General features: G+C 53.1%; 14 protein-coding genes. All 14 read right to left on the minus strand.

All coding sequences use genetic code 11. From position 1 onward, the window contains the following. Positions 1 to 58: 58 nt before the first annotated feature. The 14 genes from sigE to RB297_RS17500 all read right to left on the minus strand — a co-directional run bounded on the left by sigE (position 59) and on the right by RB297_RS17500 (position 17,793). Positions 59 to 781, minus strand: a complete 723-nt coding sequence (gene sigE / locus RB297_RS17435) for an RNA polymerase sporulation sigma factor SigE (protein WP_009589674.1) — start codon at positions 779 to 781, stop codon at positions 59 to 61. A 169-nt stretch (positions 782 to 950) separates the two neighbouring features. Then, positions 951 to 1,964 (minus strand): sigma-E processing peptidase SpoIIGA, encoded by a 1,014-nt coding sequence (gene spoIIGA / locus RB297_RS17440; protein WP_228469002.1) that lies wholly within the window; start codon positions 1,962 to 1,964, stop codon positions 951 to 953. A 388-nt stretch (positions 1,965 to 2,352) separates the two neighbouring features. Then, positions 2,353 to 3,480 carry a cell division protein FtsZ gene (gene ftsZ / locus RB297_RS17445; RefSeq protein ID WP_009589569.1) on the minus strand — a complete coding sequence of 376 codons (1,128 nt, stop codon included), beginning with the start codon at positions 3,478 to 3,480 and terminating at the stop codon, positions 2,353 to 2,355. 57 nt (positions 3,481 to 3,537) lie between these two features. Then, positions 3,538 to 4,821, minus strand: coding sequence for a cell division protein FtsA (gene ftsA, locus RB297_RS17450; RefSeq protein ID WP_009589690.1), 1,284 nt, complete (start codon positions 4,819 to 4,821; stop codon positions 3,538 to 3,540). A gap of 215 nt (positions 4,822 to 5,036) precedes the next feature. Then, on the minus strand, positions 5,037 to 5,792 hold the full coding sequence (locus RB297_RS17455) for a cell division protein FtsQ/DivIB (protein WP_375121023.1): 756 nt from the start codon (positions 5,790 to 5,792) through the stop codon (positions 5,037 to 5,039). Positions 5,793 to 5,850: 58 nt separating this feature from the next. After that, on the minus strand, positions 5,851 to 7,134 hold the full coding sequence (gene murA, locus RB297_RS17460; RefSeq protein ID WP_009589613.1) for a UDP-N-acetylglucosamine 1-carboxyvinyltransferase: 1,284 nt from the start codon (positions 7,132 to 7,134) through the stop codon (positions 5,851 to 5,853). A gap of 16 nt (positions 7,135 to 7,150) precedes the next feature. Then, positions 7,151 to 8,056: a UDP-N-acetylmuramate dehydrogenase gene (gene murB, locus RB297_RS17465; protein WP_015734237.1), complete on the minus strand. Its 906-nt coding sequence runs from the start codon at positions 8,054 to 8,056 to the stop codon at positions 7,151 to 7,153. A gap of 157 nt (positions 8,057 to 8,213) precedes the next feature. Continuing rightward, entirely contained in the window at positions 8,214 to 9,323 is a 1,110-nt protein-coding gene (gene murG / locus RB297_RS17470; protein WP_192569213.1) for an undecaprenyldiphospho-muramoylpentapeptide beta-N-acetylglucosaminyltransferase, read from the minus strand. Between the two features lie 5 nt (positions 9,324 to 9,328). Then, the gene (gene spoVE / locus RB297_RS17475; RefSeq protein WP_009589659.1) at positions 9,329 to 10,426 is read right to left on the minus strand and encodes a stage V sporulation protein E; all 1,098 of its coding nucleotides are present in this window, start codon (positions 10,424 to 10,426) and stop codon (positions 9,329 to 9,331) included. Positions 10,427 to 10,475: 49 nt separating this feature from the next. Continuing rightward, positions 10,476 to 11,909: a UDP-N-acetylmuramoyl-L-alanine--D-glutamate ligase gene (gene murD / locus RB297_RS17480; RefSeq protein ID WP_096773072.1), complete on the minus strand. Its 1,434-nt coding sequence runs from the start codon at positions 11,907 to 11,909 to the stop codon at positions 10,476 to 10,478. A gap of 3 nt (positions 11,910 to 11,912) precedes the next feature. After that, complete coding sequence (gene mraY / locus RB297_RS17485; RefSeq protein ID WP_009590845.1) at positions 11,913 to 12,878, minus strand: phospho-N-acetylmuramoyl-pentapeptide-transferase; 966 nt, start codon at positions 12,876 to 12,878, stop codon at positions 11,913 to 11,915. A gap of 4 nt (positions 12,879 to 12,882) precedes the next feature. Continuing rightward, on the minus strand, positions 12,883 to 14,304 hold the full coding sequence (locus tag RB297_RS17490; protein WP_375121024.1) for a UDP-N-acetylmuramoyl-tripeptide--D-alanyl-D-alanine ligase: 1,422 nt from the start codon (positions 14,302 to 14,304) through the stop codon (positions 12,883 to 12,885). Beyond that, the gene (locus RB297_RS17495) at positions 14,304 to 15,788 is read right to left on the minus strand and encodes a UDP-N-acetylmuramoyl-L-alanyl-D-glutamate--2,6-diaminopimelate ligase (protein WP_096773070.1); all 1,485 of its coding nucleotides are present in this window, start codon (positions 15,786 to 15,788) and stop codon (positions 14,304 to 14,306) included. The genes RB297_RS17490 and RB297_RS17495 overlap by 1 nt, the downstream gene beginning before the upstream one ends. Positions 15,789 to 15,849: 61 nt before the next feature. Further along, positions 15,850 to 17,793 (minus strand): stage V sporulation protein D, encoded by a 1,944-nt coding sequence (locus tag RB297_RS17500; RefSeq protein ID WP_375121026.1) that lies wholly within the window; start codon positions 17,791 to 17,793, stop codon positions 15,850 to 15,852. Positions 17,794 to 17,836 lie beyond the last annotated feature (43 nt).

Raw genomic sequence — 17,836 nt, forward strand, 5'->3', positions numbered from 1 at the left:
AGAAACATTACTGTACATTATCTCCGAGGGGGGTTATTTTATTCCTTGCGATTTCCAGTTACACCATCTTGTTGAATTCTTTGCGGAGCCGTTTAATGATTCTCTTCTCCAATCGGGAAATGTAGGATTGCGAGATTCCAAGCAGGTCTGCCACGTCTTTTTGCGTCTTTTCTTCCCCGTCCTGCAGGCCGAAACGAAGCTCCATAATCATGCGTTCCCGGTCGCTCAATTTATCGAGTGCTTTTTGCAGCAGCTTCCGGTCGACCTGCTCCTCGATGTTGCGGTAGATGGTGTCGTTCTCGGTGCCCAATACGTCGGACAGGAGCAATTCATTGCCGTCCCAATCGATATTCAGCGGCTCGTCGAACGAGACCTCGCTTCGCGTTTTGTTATTCCGGCGCAGGTACATCAAAATTTCGTTTTCAATGCAGCGCGAGGCATACGTGGCCAGCTTGATTTTTTTCTCGGGGTCAAACGTATTCACCGCCTTAATCAAACCGATGGCACCGATCGATACCAAATCTTCGATGTTAATGCCGGTGTTCTCGAATTTGCGGGCGATATAAACGACCAGACGCAGATTACGTTCGATCAGCATGGCCCGGGTGGCCGCATCGCCGGTAGGCAGCTTTTTGAGCAAGAACTCCTCTTCCTCTTTCGTTAGCGGAGGCGGAAGCGCCTCGCTTCCTCCGATATAGTAGATTTCCTGACTCTTCAAACCCAGCATAAAAAGTACGCGGTAATACTGCAGCTGCAATGCTAATCTCCATTTAACGGGCATCTCTTATCCTCCTAATGCGTTTTCCCGAAGGTTTAACTGACTTCATAAAGATCATCTTTAGGCTCCTAATCCGGAAAGGATGGATTTTCATGAAGATTTTCAAAGACTTATCCATCGCTCGAACGTTGGGTCACAGACTCGAACACTATGAAAATGGCTTCACCTGTCATTATCCTGCAGTCTTGGCTTCGCCTGATTTCAGACCGGTCGCCTCATGATTCTGAGAATCGCCCGTTATGGCAGGTTGTGCATTCTTCGGCGTCCCCTCACCTTCCGTCAACGCCGGATGGATGATGGCCCTGTATGCCCTGTCTCCCGAAAGCGTCCCGCCGTCAAGACCAATCAGCACCTTGGATGCCGCGTATTCAAATCCCCCCAGCTCGACTCGCACCATGTCAGGCTTCAGCGCAAGCATAAATGCAGCCCCCCGGTTGACGCCGCGATACGGAACAAGCCGCAGGCGGTCCTGCCATTCGAATTCCTCTGCCGCCAGCCCCATGATTAATTTGTCCGGTTCCCCCTCCATCAGCTGTTTGCTCCATCCCTGGGGCAGGTAGGCTTCCCATAGTTCTGCTTCCATCACCATAACCGGCGTGCGCGTCAAGGGATCGCTCAATTGGTTACCAGTATCAAGCAGACCCACGCAGCCTATTTTGGCGCTGCCGATCCATACGGACACTTCTCCCAACAAGGCTTCCCGGTTCTCGGTTTTTCGTTTCGTGGTCTGAACGGCTTTAAACGCGAATACAACTACAAAAAAGGTAATGCACGCAAACCAGAATCCCACCTTCAATTCAAAGGATAGCCCGCCCGATGTCGTATACCATATCCCGCTGAACAACTCTCCCGAATTTTGGACCAAGTAATGAAAACCGATAATGCCTCCGGCAGCTGCAAAATTCACCATGTAAAAAGCTCCCAAATTCCGAAGATAACTCTGCAAGCTCACAAAGCCGAAAGCCACCCACAGCATGATCAACGATAGTCCAAACTTGATGAGAAAGGTAAACAAAAACGACAATTGCGGGACAAACATCATGACGACATACAGAGCGCCGATCACAGAGGATAATGCAAGCCTCCACCATGTTGGCTTCACTCTCCGCATCCAGGCGGTCAAAGCCAGCAAAACGGCGTCAATGACGAGGTTTGCCAAAAATATGAGATCAATATAAACAACCAGGTTGTTCACCTGCCTAGTCGAAGAATCCTCTACCGTTATCCTTCTGTTGAATTCTGGGCTAAGGGAGATGTTACTAGTATAAGAAGAATAGAATTCAAAGTCTGTCTAAACCTGTGGGCGGATTTCGGACTTTTTTTGTCGATGAAGGGCAGTTTTTAGAGACCTGTACCAAGAGCAGCCTCTTAGCGTTATCGGCGATCTCTATCTTGGCGGGAAGGCTCGGGGAATATCCGTAATTTCCCCAGTAATTGCTGATTGGGCTTTCATTCGTGAAAGTGTGACAGCATCAGCTGTTGGCCTTGTAAATGAAATAAAAGGAAGATGACGAGGCTTGGATATAAAAATAAGCCTGTCTTCATCATGATGACGAAGCACAGGCTTACCGTTATTAATCATTATTACGGGTACGATTGCGAAGAAAAGTAGGAATATCAAGCTGATCATTGCTCTGATTGCCAAACGGCTTCAGATTCACATTACTCTTGTCCGTTTCCGGCTGCTGTTGTTGCTGTTGTTCCCCTTGCGGCATTGCAGGACGACGTCCCGGCGGGATTGGAGAAGGCTTGCTCTCAAAGCCGGTAGCGATAACCGTGACCTTGATTTCATCCTTCATGCTTTCCTCAATGATCGCACCGAAGATCATGTTTACTTCCGGATCGGAAGCAGATGTTACAATCTCGGCCGCTTCATTCACTTCATACAAGGAAAGATTGGTTCCTCCCGTAATATTCATGATCACACCGCGGGCACCTTCGATTGAGGTTTCAAGCAGCGGGCTCATGATCGCCTTGCGGGCAGCCTCGGAGGCACGGTTTTCACCAGTAGCCAATCCAATACCCATCAGAGCCGAGCCGCGTTCTGTCATGATCGTTTTCACGTCGGCAAAGTCAAGGTTGATCAGACCCGGCACTTGGATCAGATCAGAAATGCCCTGAACGGCTTGACGCAATACGTTATCTGCTTCTCGGAACGCTTCCAGCATCGGTGTCTTCTTATCCACGATCTCCAGCAAGCGATCATTCGGAATGACGATGAGTGTGTCCACTTTCTCTTTCAATGCTTCGATGCCAAGCTCCGCTTGGGAAGCACGCTTGCGTCCTTCGAACGTAAACGGACGAGTGACAACCCCAACCGTTAATGCCCCGCACTCCTTAGCAATTTCAGCGATGACAGGCGCAGCTCCAGTACCTGTACCGCCACCCATACCGGCTGTAACGAATACCATATCGGCACCCTTCAGGGTGTTCATGATCAAATCACGGGATTCTTCCGCAGCCTTCTTGCCTACGTCAGGATTGGCGCCGGCACCAAGACCGCGAGTGAGCTTGTCCCCGATTTGCAGTTTATGTTCGGATTTTGCAAGGTGGAGTGCCTGAGCATCCGTATTGACCGTAATGAATTCAACGCCCTGCACACCATTTTCAATCATTCGGTTAACGGCGTTGCTTCCGCCGCCGCCTACTCCGATTACTTTTATTTGAGCTAAGCTCTCCATTTCAAAATCAAATTCCAACATTTAATCCATCTCCCCCTCAATGTGCGTGGATGGCACGTCCACAGTCGAATGAATCCGCTATATAAACTCGCTGAACATCTTTTTCAGGCGTTCAATAAATCCCGGCTTCTGGCTGGTCTCCTGAGTTGCTGCGACAGGATTTTGCTGCTTAGCGCGGTTCACCGGTTTCTTGCTATTTCCGCTGCTGTTGTTGCTTCCTCCTGTATTCCGTACGCGTACGTTCCGGATTGCATTATGGAGGATGCCGACTCCGCTGCAGTATCCCGGATCACGAACACCGATAAAATCGGGAACCGCAATCCGTACGGAAGTCGCCAGCTCATTTTGTGCCACCTGCAGCACACCAGGCATGGACATAGTGCCCCCAGTAAGTATATAACCACCAGGAAGCTCACTGTAACCCAAGCGCTTGATTTCTTGGCGCACTAATTGGAATATTTCCTGAACGCGAGGTTCTATGATAGCTGCCAGATCCTCTTGAGTGAACTCCTTGTCCACATTGCTTCCAATTCTCGTTACCTTGAACGTTACTTCGTGTGCGGCACTCTCGATCAGCGCGCACCCGTACTTCAGTTTAACCTTCTCTGCTTGATCCGTCAGCGTTCGCAGGCCGTATGCGATATCATTCGTCACGAAATCCCCGCCTACCGGAAGCGTGGAGGTTGCGGCAATGCTGCCTCCCTCGAACACAGCCAGCGTGGTTGAGCCCGCTCCGACGTCGACCAGCACGGACCCCATCGTTTTCTCGTCCTTGGACAAGGCCAGCTGTCCCGCACCAAGCGGAATCAACACCAGATCCTTCACTTTCAGACCTGATTTCTCCACGCAGCGTAACAGGTTATGTATTGCCGTTTTGGCGCCAGTTATAATCGTCGCTTCCACTTCCAGCCTTACGCCGATCATTCCTCGCGGATCAGAGATTCCTTCCAAACCGTCAACTACAAACTGTTTAGCAACCACATCGATAATTTCACGATCGGGAGGAAGCGCAACGACTTCCGCTGCCTTCAGCACGCGGTCAATGTCCTCTTCACCAATTTCGCGATCCTCGTTCGATACTGCCACAACGCCGTGGCTGGATTGAAGTCCGATATGATTTCCAGATATGCCGACATAAACTTCGGATATTTGAATACCGACCATACGCTCCGCATGATCAACAGCGCTGCGAATGGATTGTACGGTCTGGTCGATATCTACAATTGCACCTTTGCGAATTCCCTCCGAGTCGGCAGATCCAACTCCAATAATATTAAAGGTTCCATTATTAACTTCCCCAATAATAGCACGAACTTTGGATGTACCGATGTCCAAACTAACAATGATGTCATTGTTGCTCAAGCCCTGGCACCTCCTGTTTTTAGCAAATTAATTTTGATTATAAAGAATACATTTCTACTTATTCAACACTCGCGGGTCTTTCCCTCTTTTTTCAACATTTTTTTTACTGCCAACATTTGCTATAACAGGCCGTAAAAGTCATTCAAAAAAGAAGAGCCGAAACAAGTTGTCAATACTTTCAATTGTACCATTTATTCCTATGCCTGAGTAGGGGTTTATTGCCCTTCCTCGGCGTCTTCTCCAACTTCTTCTTCAAACGGCACGTAAGAATCGGCTTCCAGCATCGTAATCACGCCCGGCCGCTCTATTTCGGTAACCTGATTCAAGTACTCTACCTTGTCACGGAGCAAGGAAACCGAAGTAATGACCTCGAATTTGGAACGCGTATACATCTTGATCCGATCCGGAAAAGATAACGTTGGCGATGGCATAATCTCCGAAATGTCCGAAGTCAGGCTGCCCGGAATCTCGGCAAGTACTTTGCTGAGCTTGGCCTTGTTGGGGTCGTTTGCATCCCAATTGGTCAGAATCGGCTTCTCCACGGCAATGCCGCTTGCCGTGACGGGAACCGAGGTACCGCTCGACAGAATCGCTTGGAGCTCGCCGCTGTCGGACAGCTCAAAGGCAACCGTAGGATGTTCCGTCACCACAATACTGACTTCGCCGGGAAAGCTCTTGACCACTTCGGCCGTCTTAATCGTGCCCAGCTTCATCAGGCGCTCCTGCACGAGTGCGGGGTCGACGCCAAAGTACTGGTCTCCGATGTGGAGTCCGCTTTGCTTGGTAAGCTGCTCATTTGTATTAAACGTATTACCTGTAAAATGAATCTCGGTAACTTGGCTGACCGACGACCGGAAAAACAGGATCGTCAGCAGAGCTGCAAACAGCAGCAAAAGAATCCATATGATTTTTTTGGCCGTTTTCGGTTTGGGCTTGTCCTGCTTCAGGACAGGCATATGTGTCTTGGACATATCCACTCTCTCCATAAAGACCTGTTATCCCCTCCTCCTGGAGGGGATGCTCAGGACCTCAATTGGCTAAATCAAGCGGCTTTGGCACCGGGGACTGACGATAGATCCGTGCGCCTAAACCTTGGAACATGTTTTCAATACGATCATAACCGCGATCAATATGGTGAACTTGTTCCACCACGGTCGTTCCCTGCGCGGCCAAACCGGCAATGACGAGCGCCGCTCCAGCCCGAAGATCGGTTGCTTCCACGGTGGCTCCGTAAATTCTCTGAACGCCGCGTATGAACGCATAGTTCAGATCCGTGGAAATGTCCGCCCCCATGCGGGAGAGTTCCTCCACATGCTTGAACCGTCCTTCGAATACCGTCTCTTTCATCACGCTAAACCCGTCCGCCAAGGACAGCAAAACCATAACCTGGGATTGCAAATCAGTCGGGAAAGAAGGATACGGCGAAGTCACGATTCGTTCCACAGCTTTAGGACGGCTCATGCAGCTTATATTTATTATATCATTGCATATACTGGTTTGAACACCGGCGCGCTTCAGCACATGTATAAGGGAAGTTAAATGGGACGGATTGGTCTTTGTAAGCGTTACGCTGCCGCGGGTAACCGCTGCTGCGATCATGACAGTTCCGGCTACGATCCGGTCCGGAATGATCTCATACTCGCAAGGCTCCAGGCGCTCCACGCCATGGATCGTTATGGTATCCGTTCCTGCCCCGATAATGTTCGCTCCCATTTTGTTCAGGAAATGCTGAAGGTCCTGAATTTCAGGCTCTCTCGCGGCATTGGTGAGCACCGTCGTGCCAAGCGCCGTTGCAGCTGCCATCATGATATTCTCCGTCGCCCCTACGCTGGCAAAATCCAGATGAATATCGGTTCCGATCAAACGGCTGGCCCTGCAATGGATCTTATCGTTGCTCTCCTCGATTTCCGCACCAAGCGCCTGCAATCCTTTAAGATGGAGGTCGATCTTGCGTTCTCCGATCGCGCAGCCTCCGGGCTGGTAGATCGTCACTTCGCCAAAACGGGCCAGCAGAGGTCCCATCAAAAAGATGGAGGATCGCATCTGCTTCATTAAATCTTCCGGGACATGAAACGAATTGGCCGACGAGGTATCCACGGTCACCGTCTCCAGCTCATGCTTGCATTTGGAGCCGAGACGGCCGAGAATGCTGAGCATCACTTCAATATCCAGCAGATGCGGGACATTGCTTAATCTTACAGTCCCTTCTGCAAGAAGACTTGCTGCTAGAATAGGTAAAGCTGCATTTTTTGCTCCATGGATACGTATGGTTCCTGATAGGGGCCTTCCGCCCTCAATCACCAATTTGTCCAATGTATCACCTCCGAGTTTACCGCTCGCCCAGAACGTACACCTCAGGCACCATTTGAATTCCGTTCTTCTCCGATATGGTTTCCTTGATGCGTTCCATCAAAGCGAGCACGTCCTCTGCTGTCGCTTGACCGGTGTTCTCGATGAAATTGGCATGCTGTAAAGAAACTTCCGCGCCTCCGATCCGCAGGCCCTTGAGACCGGCAGCCTCGATCAACCTCGCCGCATGGTCGCCGGGCGGGTTTCGAAATACGCTGCCTGCCGTTGCGGATTGGAGTGGCTGCGTACGCCGGCGACGGTCCTTATAGGAGGCCATAACGGCTGTAATCTCCTTGCGGTCTCCTTGACGGAGCTCAAATACCGCTTCAGTCACAATCCCTTTTCGTTCATGCAGAATGGAGTGTCGGTAATCAAACGCCATATCTTTCGCAGCATACGTAACCAATTCCCCTGTTTCCAGTACAATGTCAGCGGACTTGAATATGCGTGACACATCAGACCCATGGGCACCCGCATTCATGTAGACGGCCCCTCCGACCGATCCAGGAATGCCTCCGGCAAATTCGAGCCCGGATAATCCTTGTTTTCCGGCCAGAACACTAAGTTTGACAAAAGACAGACTGCCGCCTGCAGTTACCGTCTCTCCGTCAAAACGAAGCTCCTCAAAACCCTGGCCCAGCTTGATGACCGCTCCCCGAATTCCTTTATCGGCAACCAGCATGTTTGAACCGCGGCCCAGCTGTGTCCAAGGTATGTGATGGGCATGGAGAAGAGTGACCAGTTCCTTGAGCTGTTCCTTGTTCTCAGGAACAATCAGGCAATCGGCTGGTCCGCCTATTTTCCATGTCGTATATTTTGCCAGCGGTTCATTCCATAACACTGCTCCGACATTGGCCTCTGATAGTAGCGATTTCCACTGCTGCATTTTAAATAAACCTCCCTTGACTTTCAAAACCAAAAGGCCATTCCTTCAACTGGATGAAGAGATGGCCGCTGTCAGTAATGCCGGCCTCATGGGTGTGTCACGATTATAGAGTATCTTATGTCAGGCTCCATAGGTGTGTGACAATCGCCCAGCCGTTTTAGCGTTTGCCGGTTAACCGGCGGATTTCTTGGGTTATGACGGCCGCCGAGTCCGGTTTGCCGAGCTCTTTCGAAGCCGCAGACATCAACTCTCTTGCAGAGCGGTTGGTCATGATCTCCTCAAGCTTTCGGAACAGCGATTCAGCCGTCAAGTCCTTTTCCAAAATCATGCTGGATGCCCCCGCTTCCTCCAATTGCCTCGCATTCGCCTCCTGGTGGTTATTGGTGACGTTAGGTGATGGTATAAGGACGGATGGGATGCCAAGCGATGTAATTTCCGCCAGGAATGAGGCTCCCGCACGGTTTACGATCAGCGAAGTAGCCGCAAGCACTTCCGGCATATTATGAATATAGGGCAAAATATGAAGATGATTCGGCATGGTGCCGAGCTGGGACCGAATGGATTCCCGCGTATTCTCGAAATACGTTTCGCCCGTAACAAAAACAAAATGGACATTCGGCAGCTTGTGAATGAACGGCGCCATCCCGATCATCGCGTTATTGATCGCCTTGGCTCCCCGGCTTCCGCCGACGATCAGAACGACCTGGCTGTCCACCGGAATGCCGAGCGTAGCAAATCCACGTTCACGATTGGCGGATAAAACCGTTGTCGCACGTGGATTTCCTGTATATACCGTTCTTTTGGCTTTAGGAAAAGAAGACTCCGTTCCTTCAAAACTGACCGCAACCGTATCCGCATATCGGCTGAGGAATTGGTTGGTCAGGCCCGGAATCGCGTTCTGCTCATGAATCATGGTCGGTATTCCCAGCTTGGCGGCGGCGTAAACGACAGGGCCGCACACATATCCGCCCGTCCCGATCACGACATCGGGCTTAAACTCCTTCAGAAGGGCCTTCGATCGCTTCACGCCTTTAAAAAAACGCATGATCGTTTTCACGTTGTCCATCGACAGCTTGCGCCGGAACCCCGTGATATCGATGCTCTCGAACGGCAGCTTCTCTTGGGGCACCAGCTTGCTTTCGAGGCCTCGCTCGCCTCCGATATATAAAAATTCCGTCTTCGGATCTTCCTTCTCACATTGTCTTGCTATGGCAACGGCGGGGTAAATATGCCCCCCCGTTCCGCCGCCGGTCAAAACGACACGCATACCCTTCACCTCGCATAACGGGAAATATTTAATAGAATGCCGAGCGCCGTCAGCATCAGCGTCAGCGAGCTGCCTCCGTAACTGATGAGCGGCAGCGTAATCCCTGTCACCGGCATCAAACCGATAACGACGCCGATATTGATGACGACCTGGATGGCGACCATGCCTACGATCCCTACGGCCAGCAGACTGCCAAAGCCGTCGGTGACCGTCATGGCCACCCTCATGCCCCGCCACACCAAGGCGGCGAACAAGAGCAGTACAATCAAGCCGCCGATGAACCCCAGCTCTTCGGCCAGGATCGAAAAAATAAAATCAGTCTGCGGTTCGGGCACATAAGCGTACTTCTGACGGCTCATGCCTAGTCCGAGTCCGCCGAGTCCGCCCGGCCCTATCGCATAGAGGGATTGGATGATCTGGTAGCCTGCGCCGAGCGGATCGGACCATGGATCGAGAAAGCCGGTTATCCGCTTCAGCCGGTAAGGCGCTGTCAGAATCAAGCCTATGAATCCGGCTATCCCCCCTAAAGCGAGAAAGCCCAGATGCTTCATCCGTGCTCCTGCCGTAAATACGATCATCATCGCAGCACCGAGCATAACGGCCCCCGTACCCAAATCAGGCTGGAGCATGATCAGCCCGAATGCCAGTCCGATCAAACCTAGCGGCGGCATCAGCCCTCTGGTAAATGATGTAATATCATAGTCTTGCTTGCTAAGCCAGCGCGATAGAAACAGAATCATGCCCAGCTTCATGAACTCGGAGGGCTGAATGCCGAACGAGCTGATGCCGAGCCAGCTTCTGGCTCCGCCGCGAACAACGCCGATGCCTGGAATTAGTACGATAATCAGTAAAAAAAAGCAGACCAGCAGCGCAATCTTGCTGTATTTCTTCCAAACCCGAAAATCGATCCTCGATGTGAAGTACATGGCAGCAAGCCCCAGACAGGCAAAAAACAGCTGACGCTTCACAAAATAAAACTTATCGCCATAGTCATGAAAAGCGAGGACGGAGCCTGCACTGTATACCATGACGATTCCGATGGCCAGCAGGGCCAAAATACAGATAAGCAGCCACAGATCGGGCGCCTGGCGGTTCTTGTTCATGGAAAGGCCACCTCGTACATCCTTAGTAGGGGCTTTTCCACCCCCCTACTTAAAGGTTATGCACCGCCTCTTTAAAAATGCGTCCTCGCGTCTCATAGGAAGGAAACATGTCCCAGCTCGCGCACGCGGGGGACAGGAGAACGATGTCTCCGCTCTCCGCCAGCCCGGCAGCCTTCCGGACAGCCGAGGTCAATGTCGAAGCGGCGTCCTCCCCATTATCGACGAGGATGATGTCCTTTAATCCGGCCTTGGCGGCAGCGTTCGCGATTTTCTCCCTGGTTTCGCCAAGAAGCACGACCGCTTTCACCCGCCCTTGCATGGATGGAATCAGCTCCTCGTAATCCGATCCCCGGTCAAGCCCCCCCGCGATCAAAACGACAGGTTCCTTGAACGAGGTCAAAGCCATGTGCGTCGCCTTGGAGTTGGTTGCCTTGGAATTGTTGTAATAGGATACGCCTTGAAGCTCCGCCACAAATTCCAGGCGGTGCTCAACGCCGCGGAAGCTGGACAAAGCTTCCTCCAGCTTATCGGGGGCAACGCCCGCCGCTATGGCGATGGCACAGGCCGCCATTGCGTTCCCCACATTGAATCTTCCCGGCAGTCCGATGTTCTCCACACGGATGATCTCATGGGTAAACCCTTCGCCGTCTGTATAAATGATTCTGCGCCCCTGATCGTCGTCGTCCGAATCCTGGGCACCGGGAGCATATGGCGGCGTGATGTGAACCCCTTCACGAAGGCTCTCGCTCATCGAAAAAGGCACGATGTGCGCCTTGATATACGGGACAAGGTTTCTGCACACGGGATCATCCCAATTGAGCACAGCGGTATCCTCCGAAGTCTGGTTGGCAAACAGCTTGGCTTTGGATGCCACATAATCATCCATTCCGCCATGGTAATCCAGATGCGTTTCCGTCACGTTGAGGAGACAGGCAATGCGCGGCCGGAACGCCTCCGTTCCTTTTAGCTGAAAACTGCTCAGCTCCACGACCATCCAGTCATGTTCGGTGGCTGTCGCTGCAGCCTCGGATAGGGGCGTGCCGATATTGCCGGCAACGATCGGAGAAAGGCCGGCGTTTTCCAGCAGCTGGCCCACCCAAGTCGTCGTGGTTGTTTTGCCGTTCGAGCCCGTGATGCCGATTATGGGAGCTTCACAGAGGTGATAGGCGATTTCGACTTCGGTCACGATCGGAATTTCAAGCTCGATCGCCTTTTGGACAGGAGGAACCGAATACGGAATTCCCGGGTTTTTGACAAGGAGCGCCACGCCGGGATGAATGAGGTCATCGGGATGCCCGCCGCAAATAACAGAAATACCCAAAGCCTCGAGCTCCGAGGCTTCAGGACACTGTTCTCTTTCCTTTCGATCATTCACGATGACGGAGGCGCCGGCTTGATGCAGCACCTTGGCCACCTGCACTCCGCTTTTGGCAAGACCCAACACGACGATATGCTTATCCCGATAAACATCTAGCTGCTTCATATGTTACAACCCCTTGTTGATATAGAGTCCGAGTCCCGCAAGTACCAGTCCCACGGCCCAAAATGTAAAAACAACGCGCCACTCCGACCACCCGGACAATTCGTAATGGTGGTGGATCGGGCTCATTTTGAATATTCGTTTGCCCCGGGTTTTGAAGGAGATCACCTGAAGCACAACAGATAGCATCTCGATGACGAAGACCCCTCCAATGATCAGGAACAGCAGCTCGCTCTTGGTTACGATGGCAATGGCGCCGATGGCACCGCCGATGCCTAAAGAACCCGTATCACCCATGAACACCTTCGCGGGATGAGCGTTAAATACCAGAAACCCGAGCACCGCGCCGATCATGGCAGCCGCGCAGAACGCCGCCGCGAACGAGGTGGACTGGATGGCGACGATGGCATAGGCGCCAAAGGCAATCGCGCTGACGCCGGACAGCAGGCCGTCCAATCCGTCGGTGAAATTGACCGCGTTGCTGATTGCAAGCATCATGACCACGATGAACGGATAATAGAACCATGGGCCCCAATCAAAGGACCAATCCATGCCGGGTACGCTGATTGCCGTGCTGTGGCCGTTGGAAATCAACAGCCAGCACATAATACCGGAAAACAGAAGCTGTCCAAACAGCTTCTGCCGGGCCGTAAGTCCTAATGATCTGCGAAACACGATCTTGATGTAATCGTCAAGAAAGCCGATCAAACCGAAACCGAGCGTGGCTACGATCAGCACGTAGAAATCGGTATCGACAGGCGAAAATTTAATATAAGTCAGCGTAAAAGCTAAAAGAATGACGACGCCGCCCATCGTTGGCGTCCCGGCTTTTTTCAAGTGGCTCTGCGGACCGTCGTTCCTGACCTGCTGGCCGAACTTCATACGCCGCAGCAGCGGAATGAGCAGCGGAGCCGATATCACCGCAAGCACAAACGCTACACCGATTGTCAATAACAGCAATTGAAAGTCCATCAGCTCACCCCCTCACTCCGTTGTTGCTGCCCGGCAGTGCCTTCAAGGCATCAACCACGTGCTCCAGCCTCATGCCGCGCGAGGCTTTCACCAATACGATATCCTTCTCCGTAACCTGCTCCAGCAGGGCTTCGATCAGCTTTTCTTTATCCGAAAAAGAAAGCACGGCCCCTTCCGGGAAGCGAGCTTTCGCTTTATTCGCCGTATGAAGAGACAACGGACCGTAGGTGAATACCAGATCCGCATTGTCCGGAGATAAATACTCTCCGATTTCGGCATGGAATGACTCTTCCCGCTGACCAAGTTCCAGCATGTCCCCGAGCACGGCGATCCGGCGGCGGTAACCCTTCATATCGCCAAGCACGTCTACAGCCGCCTTCACCGCCGTCGGGCTGGAATTGTAGGCATCGTTCAGCACGGTTACCCCGAACGCGGTCTCTACGGCTTCGATCCGCATGCTCGACAGCTTCAGACGGGCGAACCCGCTGCGAATGGCTTCATCGCCGATGCCCAGATGGGTCGCCACGGCCATGGCTGCCAGGGCGTTTACCACATTGTGGCGGCCGAGGAGCGGCAGGCTGAAGCCTTCGCCTGCATGCCGGCTCGAAGTAAAAATGATTCCTCTGGCATGGAACATGAGTCCCGTCGGATAATCGTCATTGGTATCTTGATTTCCGAACGTAAACGTACGCAGCCCCTCCGGCTTCACCGTTCCCTCTTCAGCAAGCACCTGACGGATCAGCGGTTCGTCCCCATGATAGATCAGCAAACCGCCGGGCTTCATGCCGCTGATAATTTCAAGCTTGGCCCGTGCGATTTCTTCCCGGGAACCGAGCTGCAGCAAATGCGCTTCCCCGACATTGGTGATCACGGTTAAATCCGGGCGGGCTATATTCGAGAGCAGCTCGATCTCATGTCGTCCGCTCATACCCATCTCAAGCACGATAATGTCGGTGCCTTCCTTCATTGCCAGTACGGTTAACGGAAGCCCGATATGATTATTATAATTGCCTTGCGTTTTGTGAACGTTATACGTGGTTTCAAGCAGTGCCGACACCATGTCCTTCACGGTGGTTTTGCCGTTGCTGCCGGTTATGCCCACCACCTTGGCTCTGCTCTCGGACAAATAGGCCGCCGCAAGCGACTGGAGCGCCTTTAATGTATCCTCCACGAAAATGAGCGGAAGGTCGGCGGGAACCGGCTGATGATCCCTCTGCCAGAATGCCGCGCCGGCTCCGCCGGCGAGCACGCTCTCCACGAATTCATGCCCGTCAAACTTCTCGCCGACAATCGGAACAAACAGGTTGCCCGGCTGTATGGTTCGGGAGTCGGTACCGACTCCTTGAATGATGATGTTGTCATCTTGGTTACGTGAGAGCGTTCCGCCGCACATGTCGGCGATGCTCTTTAATGATTTATGGATCACTATTGTCTGCCCCTTATCGCGTCTTTGGCTACGATGCGGTCGTCAAAATCAAGCACTTCGCCCGCAATCAGCTGATAGGTCTCATGACCTTTCCCCGCAATCAATACTACATCGCCCGGGCTTGCCATTTCAATAGCCTTTTCGATCGCTTTCCGGCGATCGACGATGAGCTTGTAGCTTTCGGTTGCCACACCGTCCTCAACCAATCCGGCCTCGATATCCTTCAATATCAACTCCGGATCCTCGGTACGGGGATTATCGGAAGTTACCAATACAACATCGCTGTATTTCGCAGCGATTTTACCCATGATCGGCCGTTTGGTCCGGTCCCGGTCGCCCCCGCAGCCGAAAACGGTGAGCACCCGGCCTTCCGCGAATTCATTGACGGTGCGGAGCACATTTTCAAGTCCGTCCGGCGTATGGGCATAATCCACGATCACGGCATACGGCTGGCCTTCATCCACGACCTCTACGCGGCCATCGACTCCGGGCACGGACTCCAGGCTGTTCTTGATATCTTCGAGCGGCACACCTTCCAGGAGCGCTGCCGCGATCGCAGCCATGGCGTTATACACGTTGAATTTCCCTACCATTCGAATCGAAATGTCCGCACTGCCGCGGAACGTATCCACATGGAACGAGGTGCCTTGCGCGGTGATCGATATATTGCTCGCCCGCACATCCGCATCTTCACCCAAACCGTAGGTAATCACTTCCGCCGCGGTCTGCTTGGCGAAATATGCCGAAGCATCGTCATCCGCATTCAGGACGGCATATTTGCGCGCGGATTCATCCTTGGCAAAAGCGTTGCCCAGCCGGGAGAAAAATAACCCTTTTGCGCCGCGGTATTCTTCCATCGTGTGATGATAGTCCAAATGGTCCTGGGTCAGATTCGTGAAGATGGCTGTCCGGAAATCCGTTCCCTTCACGCGCCCCTGTTCGAGCGCATGCGAGGATACCTCCATCACGCAGCACTCGGTGCCTGCATTGGCCATATCGTTCAAGTAACGCTGAAGCTCCAGCGCCTCGGGCGTCGTTCTCGGCATCGGGAAGGACTGGCCGCCGTATTTCATCTGAATCGTGCCGATCAATCCGGTTTTCAACCCGAAATCGTTCATGATCGTCTCGATCAAATACGTTGTCGTTGTCTTGCCGTTCGTACCGGTTACGCCGATCATCTTCATGCGGGAGCTCGGCTGATGATAAAAGGCATTCGCCAAACCCGCCATCGCGAAGCGGCTGTCTTTCACGATGACCTGCGGGAGGTCAACCTCCAGCTTGCGTTCAACGACCAGCGCCGCGGCGCCTTTGTCGGCGGCCTGGGCTGCAAACTGGTGTCCATCCACCGTATGGCCCGGCAGGCAAATGAACAAATCCCCCGGTTTTACTTGTCTGGAGTCTGTTTCTATCCCCGTAATTTCAACATCTCCGGATCCCTCGATAACAGCAGCGGCCAATACGGATGATAATTGCTTTAAGTTCATTGTTATCCCTCTCTCTATATATCTGCATCATCCGCCCTTCGCTTGCCGACCGGATGATGCCTTAGTGTTCGTGCTTGGATTCCCCCGGGTCTTCACCCATGTAAATCCGAATGGTGGACCCTCGCTCCACCCGGCTTCCCGGCTTCGGCGCCTGGGAAATCACCGTATTGCCGGTTCCGGACTTGGCCAGCATGAAGTTCATATTCAAGTCCTCATACAGATCCTGAACGGTTGCACCGACCAGGTTCGGTACGGTCACGGTCGGCGTCTCGCCGTACTTGTATTCGCGGGCAAGCTGGTCTTTGCGCGGCGGAACGTTCATATAGTGCAGCGCATCCTCCAGGATATTCTGCACGATCGGGGCTGCCACGACGCCGCCGAACTGTATGCCTTTCGGGTTATCCACCGCCGTGTACACCACGATTTCCGGATCATCGGCTGGCGCGAATCCGATGAAGGAGACGATATGCTCGGTTGACGAGTAGCGGCCGTTAATCACCTTCTGGGCGGTACCGGTCTTCCCTCCCACACGATAACCGTCGATGAAGGCCGGACGTCCGGTTCCTTTGGCGACGACGCTTTCGAGTGCCTCGCGCACTTGCTTGGAGGTTTCCTCCGAGATTACTTGTCTGACGAGCTCCGGTTTGATCTCCTCAACCGTCTCGCCCGTCTCCGGATTGACCCAAGCCTTGGCGACGTGCGGCTTGAACAGCTTACCGCCGTTAATGGCGGCGGACACGGCCGCAACCTGCTGGATCGGCGTAACCGATACGCCTTGGCCAAACGCCGTTGTGGCCAGCTCCACAGGGCCAACGTTATCGAGCTTGAACAGAATGCCGTTCTCTTCCCCGTTCAAATCGATGCCCGTCTTCGCTCCAAAGCCGAAATCCCGGATATACTGGAACAGGCTTTCCTTGCCCAGCTTCTGGCCCAATGCCACAAAGCCCGGGTTGCAGGAGTTCTGCACAACCTCCATGAAGGTTTGACTGCCATGGCCGCCTTTCTTCCAGCAGCGCAGCCTGGCTCCGCCGACCTCTACCGCCCCGCTGTCGAAGAAATGGTCGTTCTTCAGATCGACCTTGTCCTCTTCGAGGGCAGCGGCAAGCGTAATAATCTTGAACGTCGAGCCCGGCTCATAGGTCATCCAGATCGGCAAGTTGCGATTGTATGTCTCCGCTGAAAATTCCTGATAGTTGGCAGGGGAGTACCCCGGCCTGCTGGCCATCGCCAAAATCTCGCCCGTCTTCGGATTCATGGCAATCGACCATGCTCCATTCGCCTGGTACTTCACCATGGCCTGGTCAAGCTCCCTCTCCATGATGGACTGGATCGATTTATCGATCGTCAGCTCCAGATTCAGACCGTCGCGGGGCTCTACGTATTTCTCCGAGGAGCCCGGCATGATTCTTCCGCCGGCATCGGACAAATAGGATATTCCGCCTTCGAAGCCCTTCAGCTTGTCGTCATGCATGGCTTCCAGGCCGGTGAGTCCCTGGCTGTAGGCTCCCGTAAACCCCAAAATATGGGCCGCGAGATCGCCGTAGGGATAATACCGTTTGTTATCCTCAGCAACAACGATACCCGGCAGCTTCAAATCACGAATTTCCTGAGCCAGCTCCATCGTAATTTTTCGTCCACCGGGATTTATCCGTTCCAACCTCGAACGTTTCGTAATGATCTTCTTGATATCGGCCTTGTCCATGCTGATCAGCCCGGCCAACGTCTCGGCTGTATGGTCCGGATCTTTGATTTGTACAGGAATCGCCCAAATGGTCGGTGTCGTTATATTCGTAACCAATGCGGTTCCGTTACGGTCCAGAATTTCGCCACGTTGTGCCGCGAACGGAATGTCGCGGCGCCAGAGGTCCTCCGCCTTCGCCGACAGCTCCGCGCCTTTCCCGATCTGCACATAGGCCAGTCTGACGATCAGCGCAGAGAACAGCAGGAGCAGCAGCAGCAGGCTCCAGAGCAGCCTTCTCCGCTGCGATACCTTGGATACTTTCACCTAAGCTTCCCTCCCTGTTTGAACCCGAAAGCTCATGATATGC

Source organism: Paenibacillus sp. CR_12 (assembly GCF_041953985.1).
GTDB classification, from domain to species: Bacteria; Bacillota; Bacilli; order Paenibacillales; family Paenibacillaceae; genus Paenibacillus_AQ; species Paenibacillus_AQ lautus_A.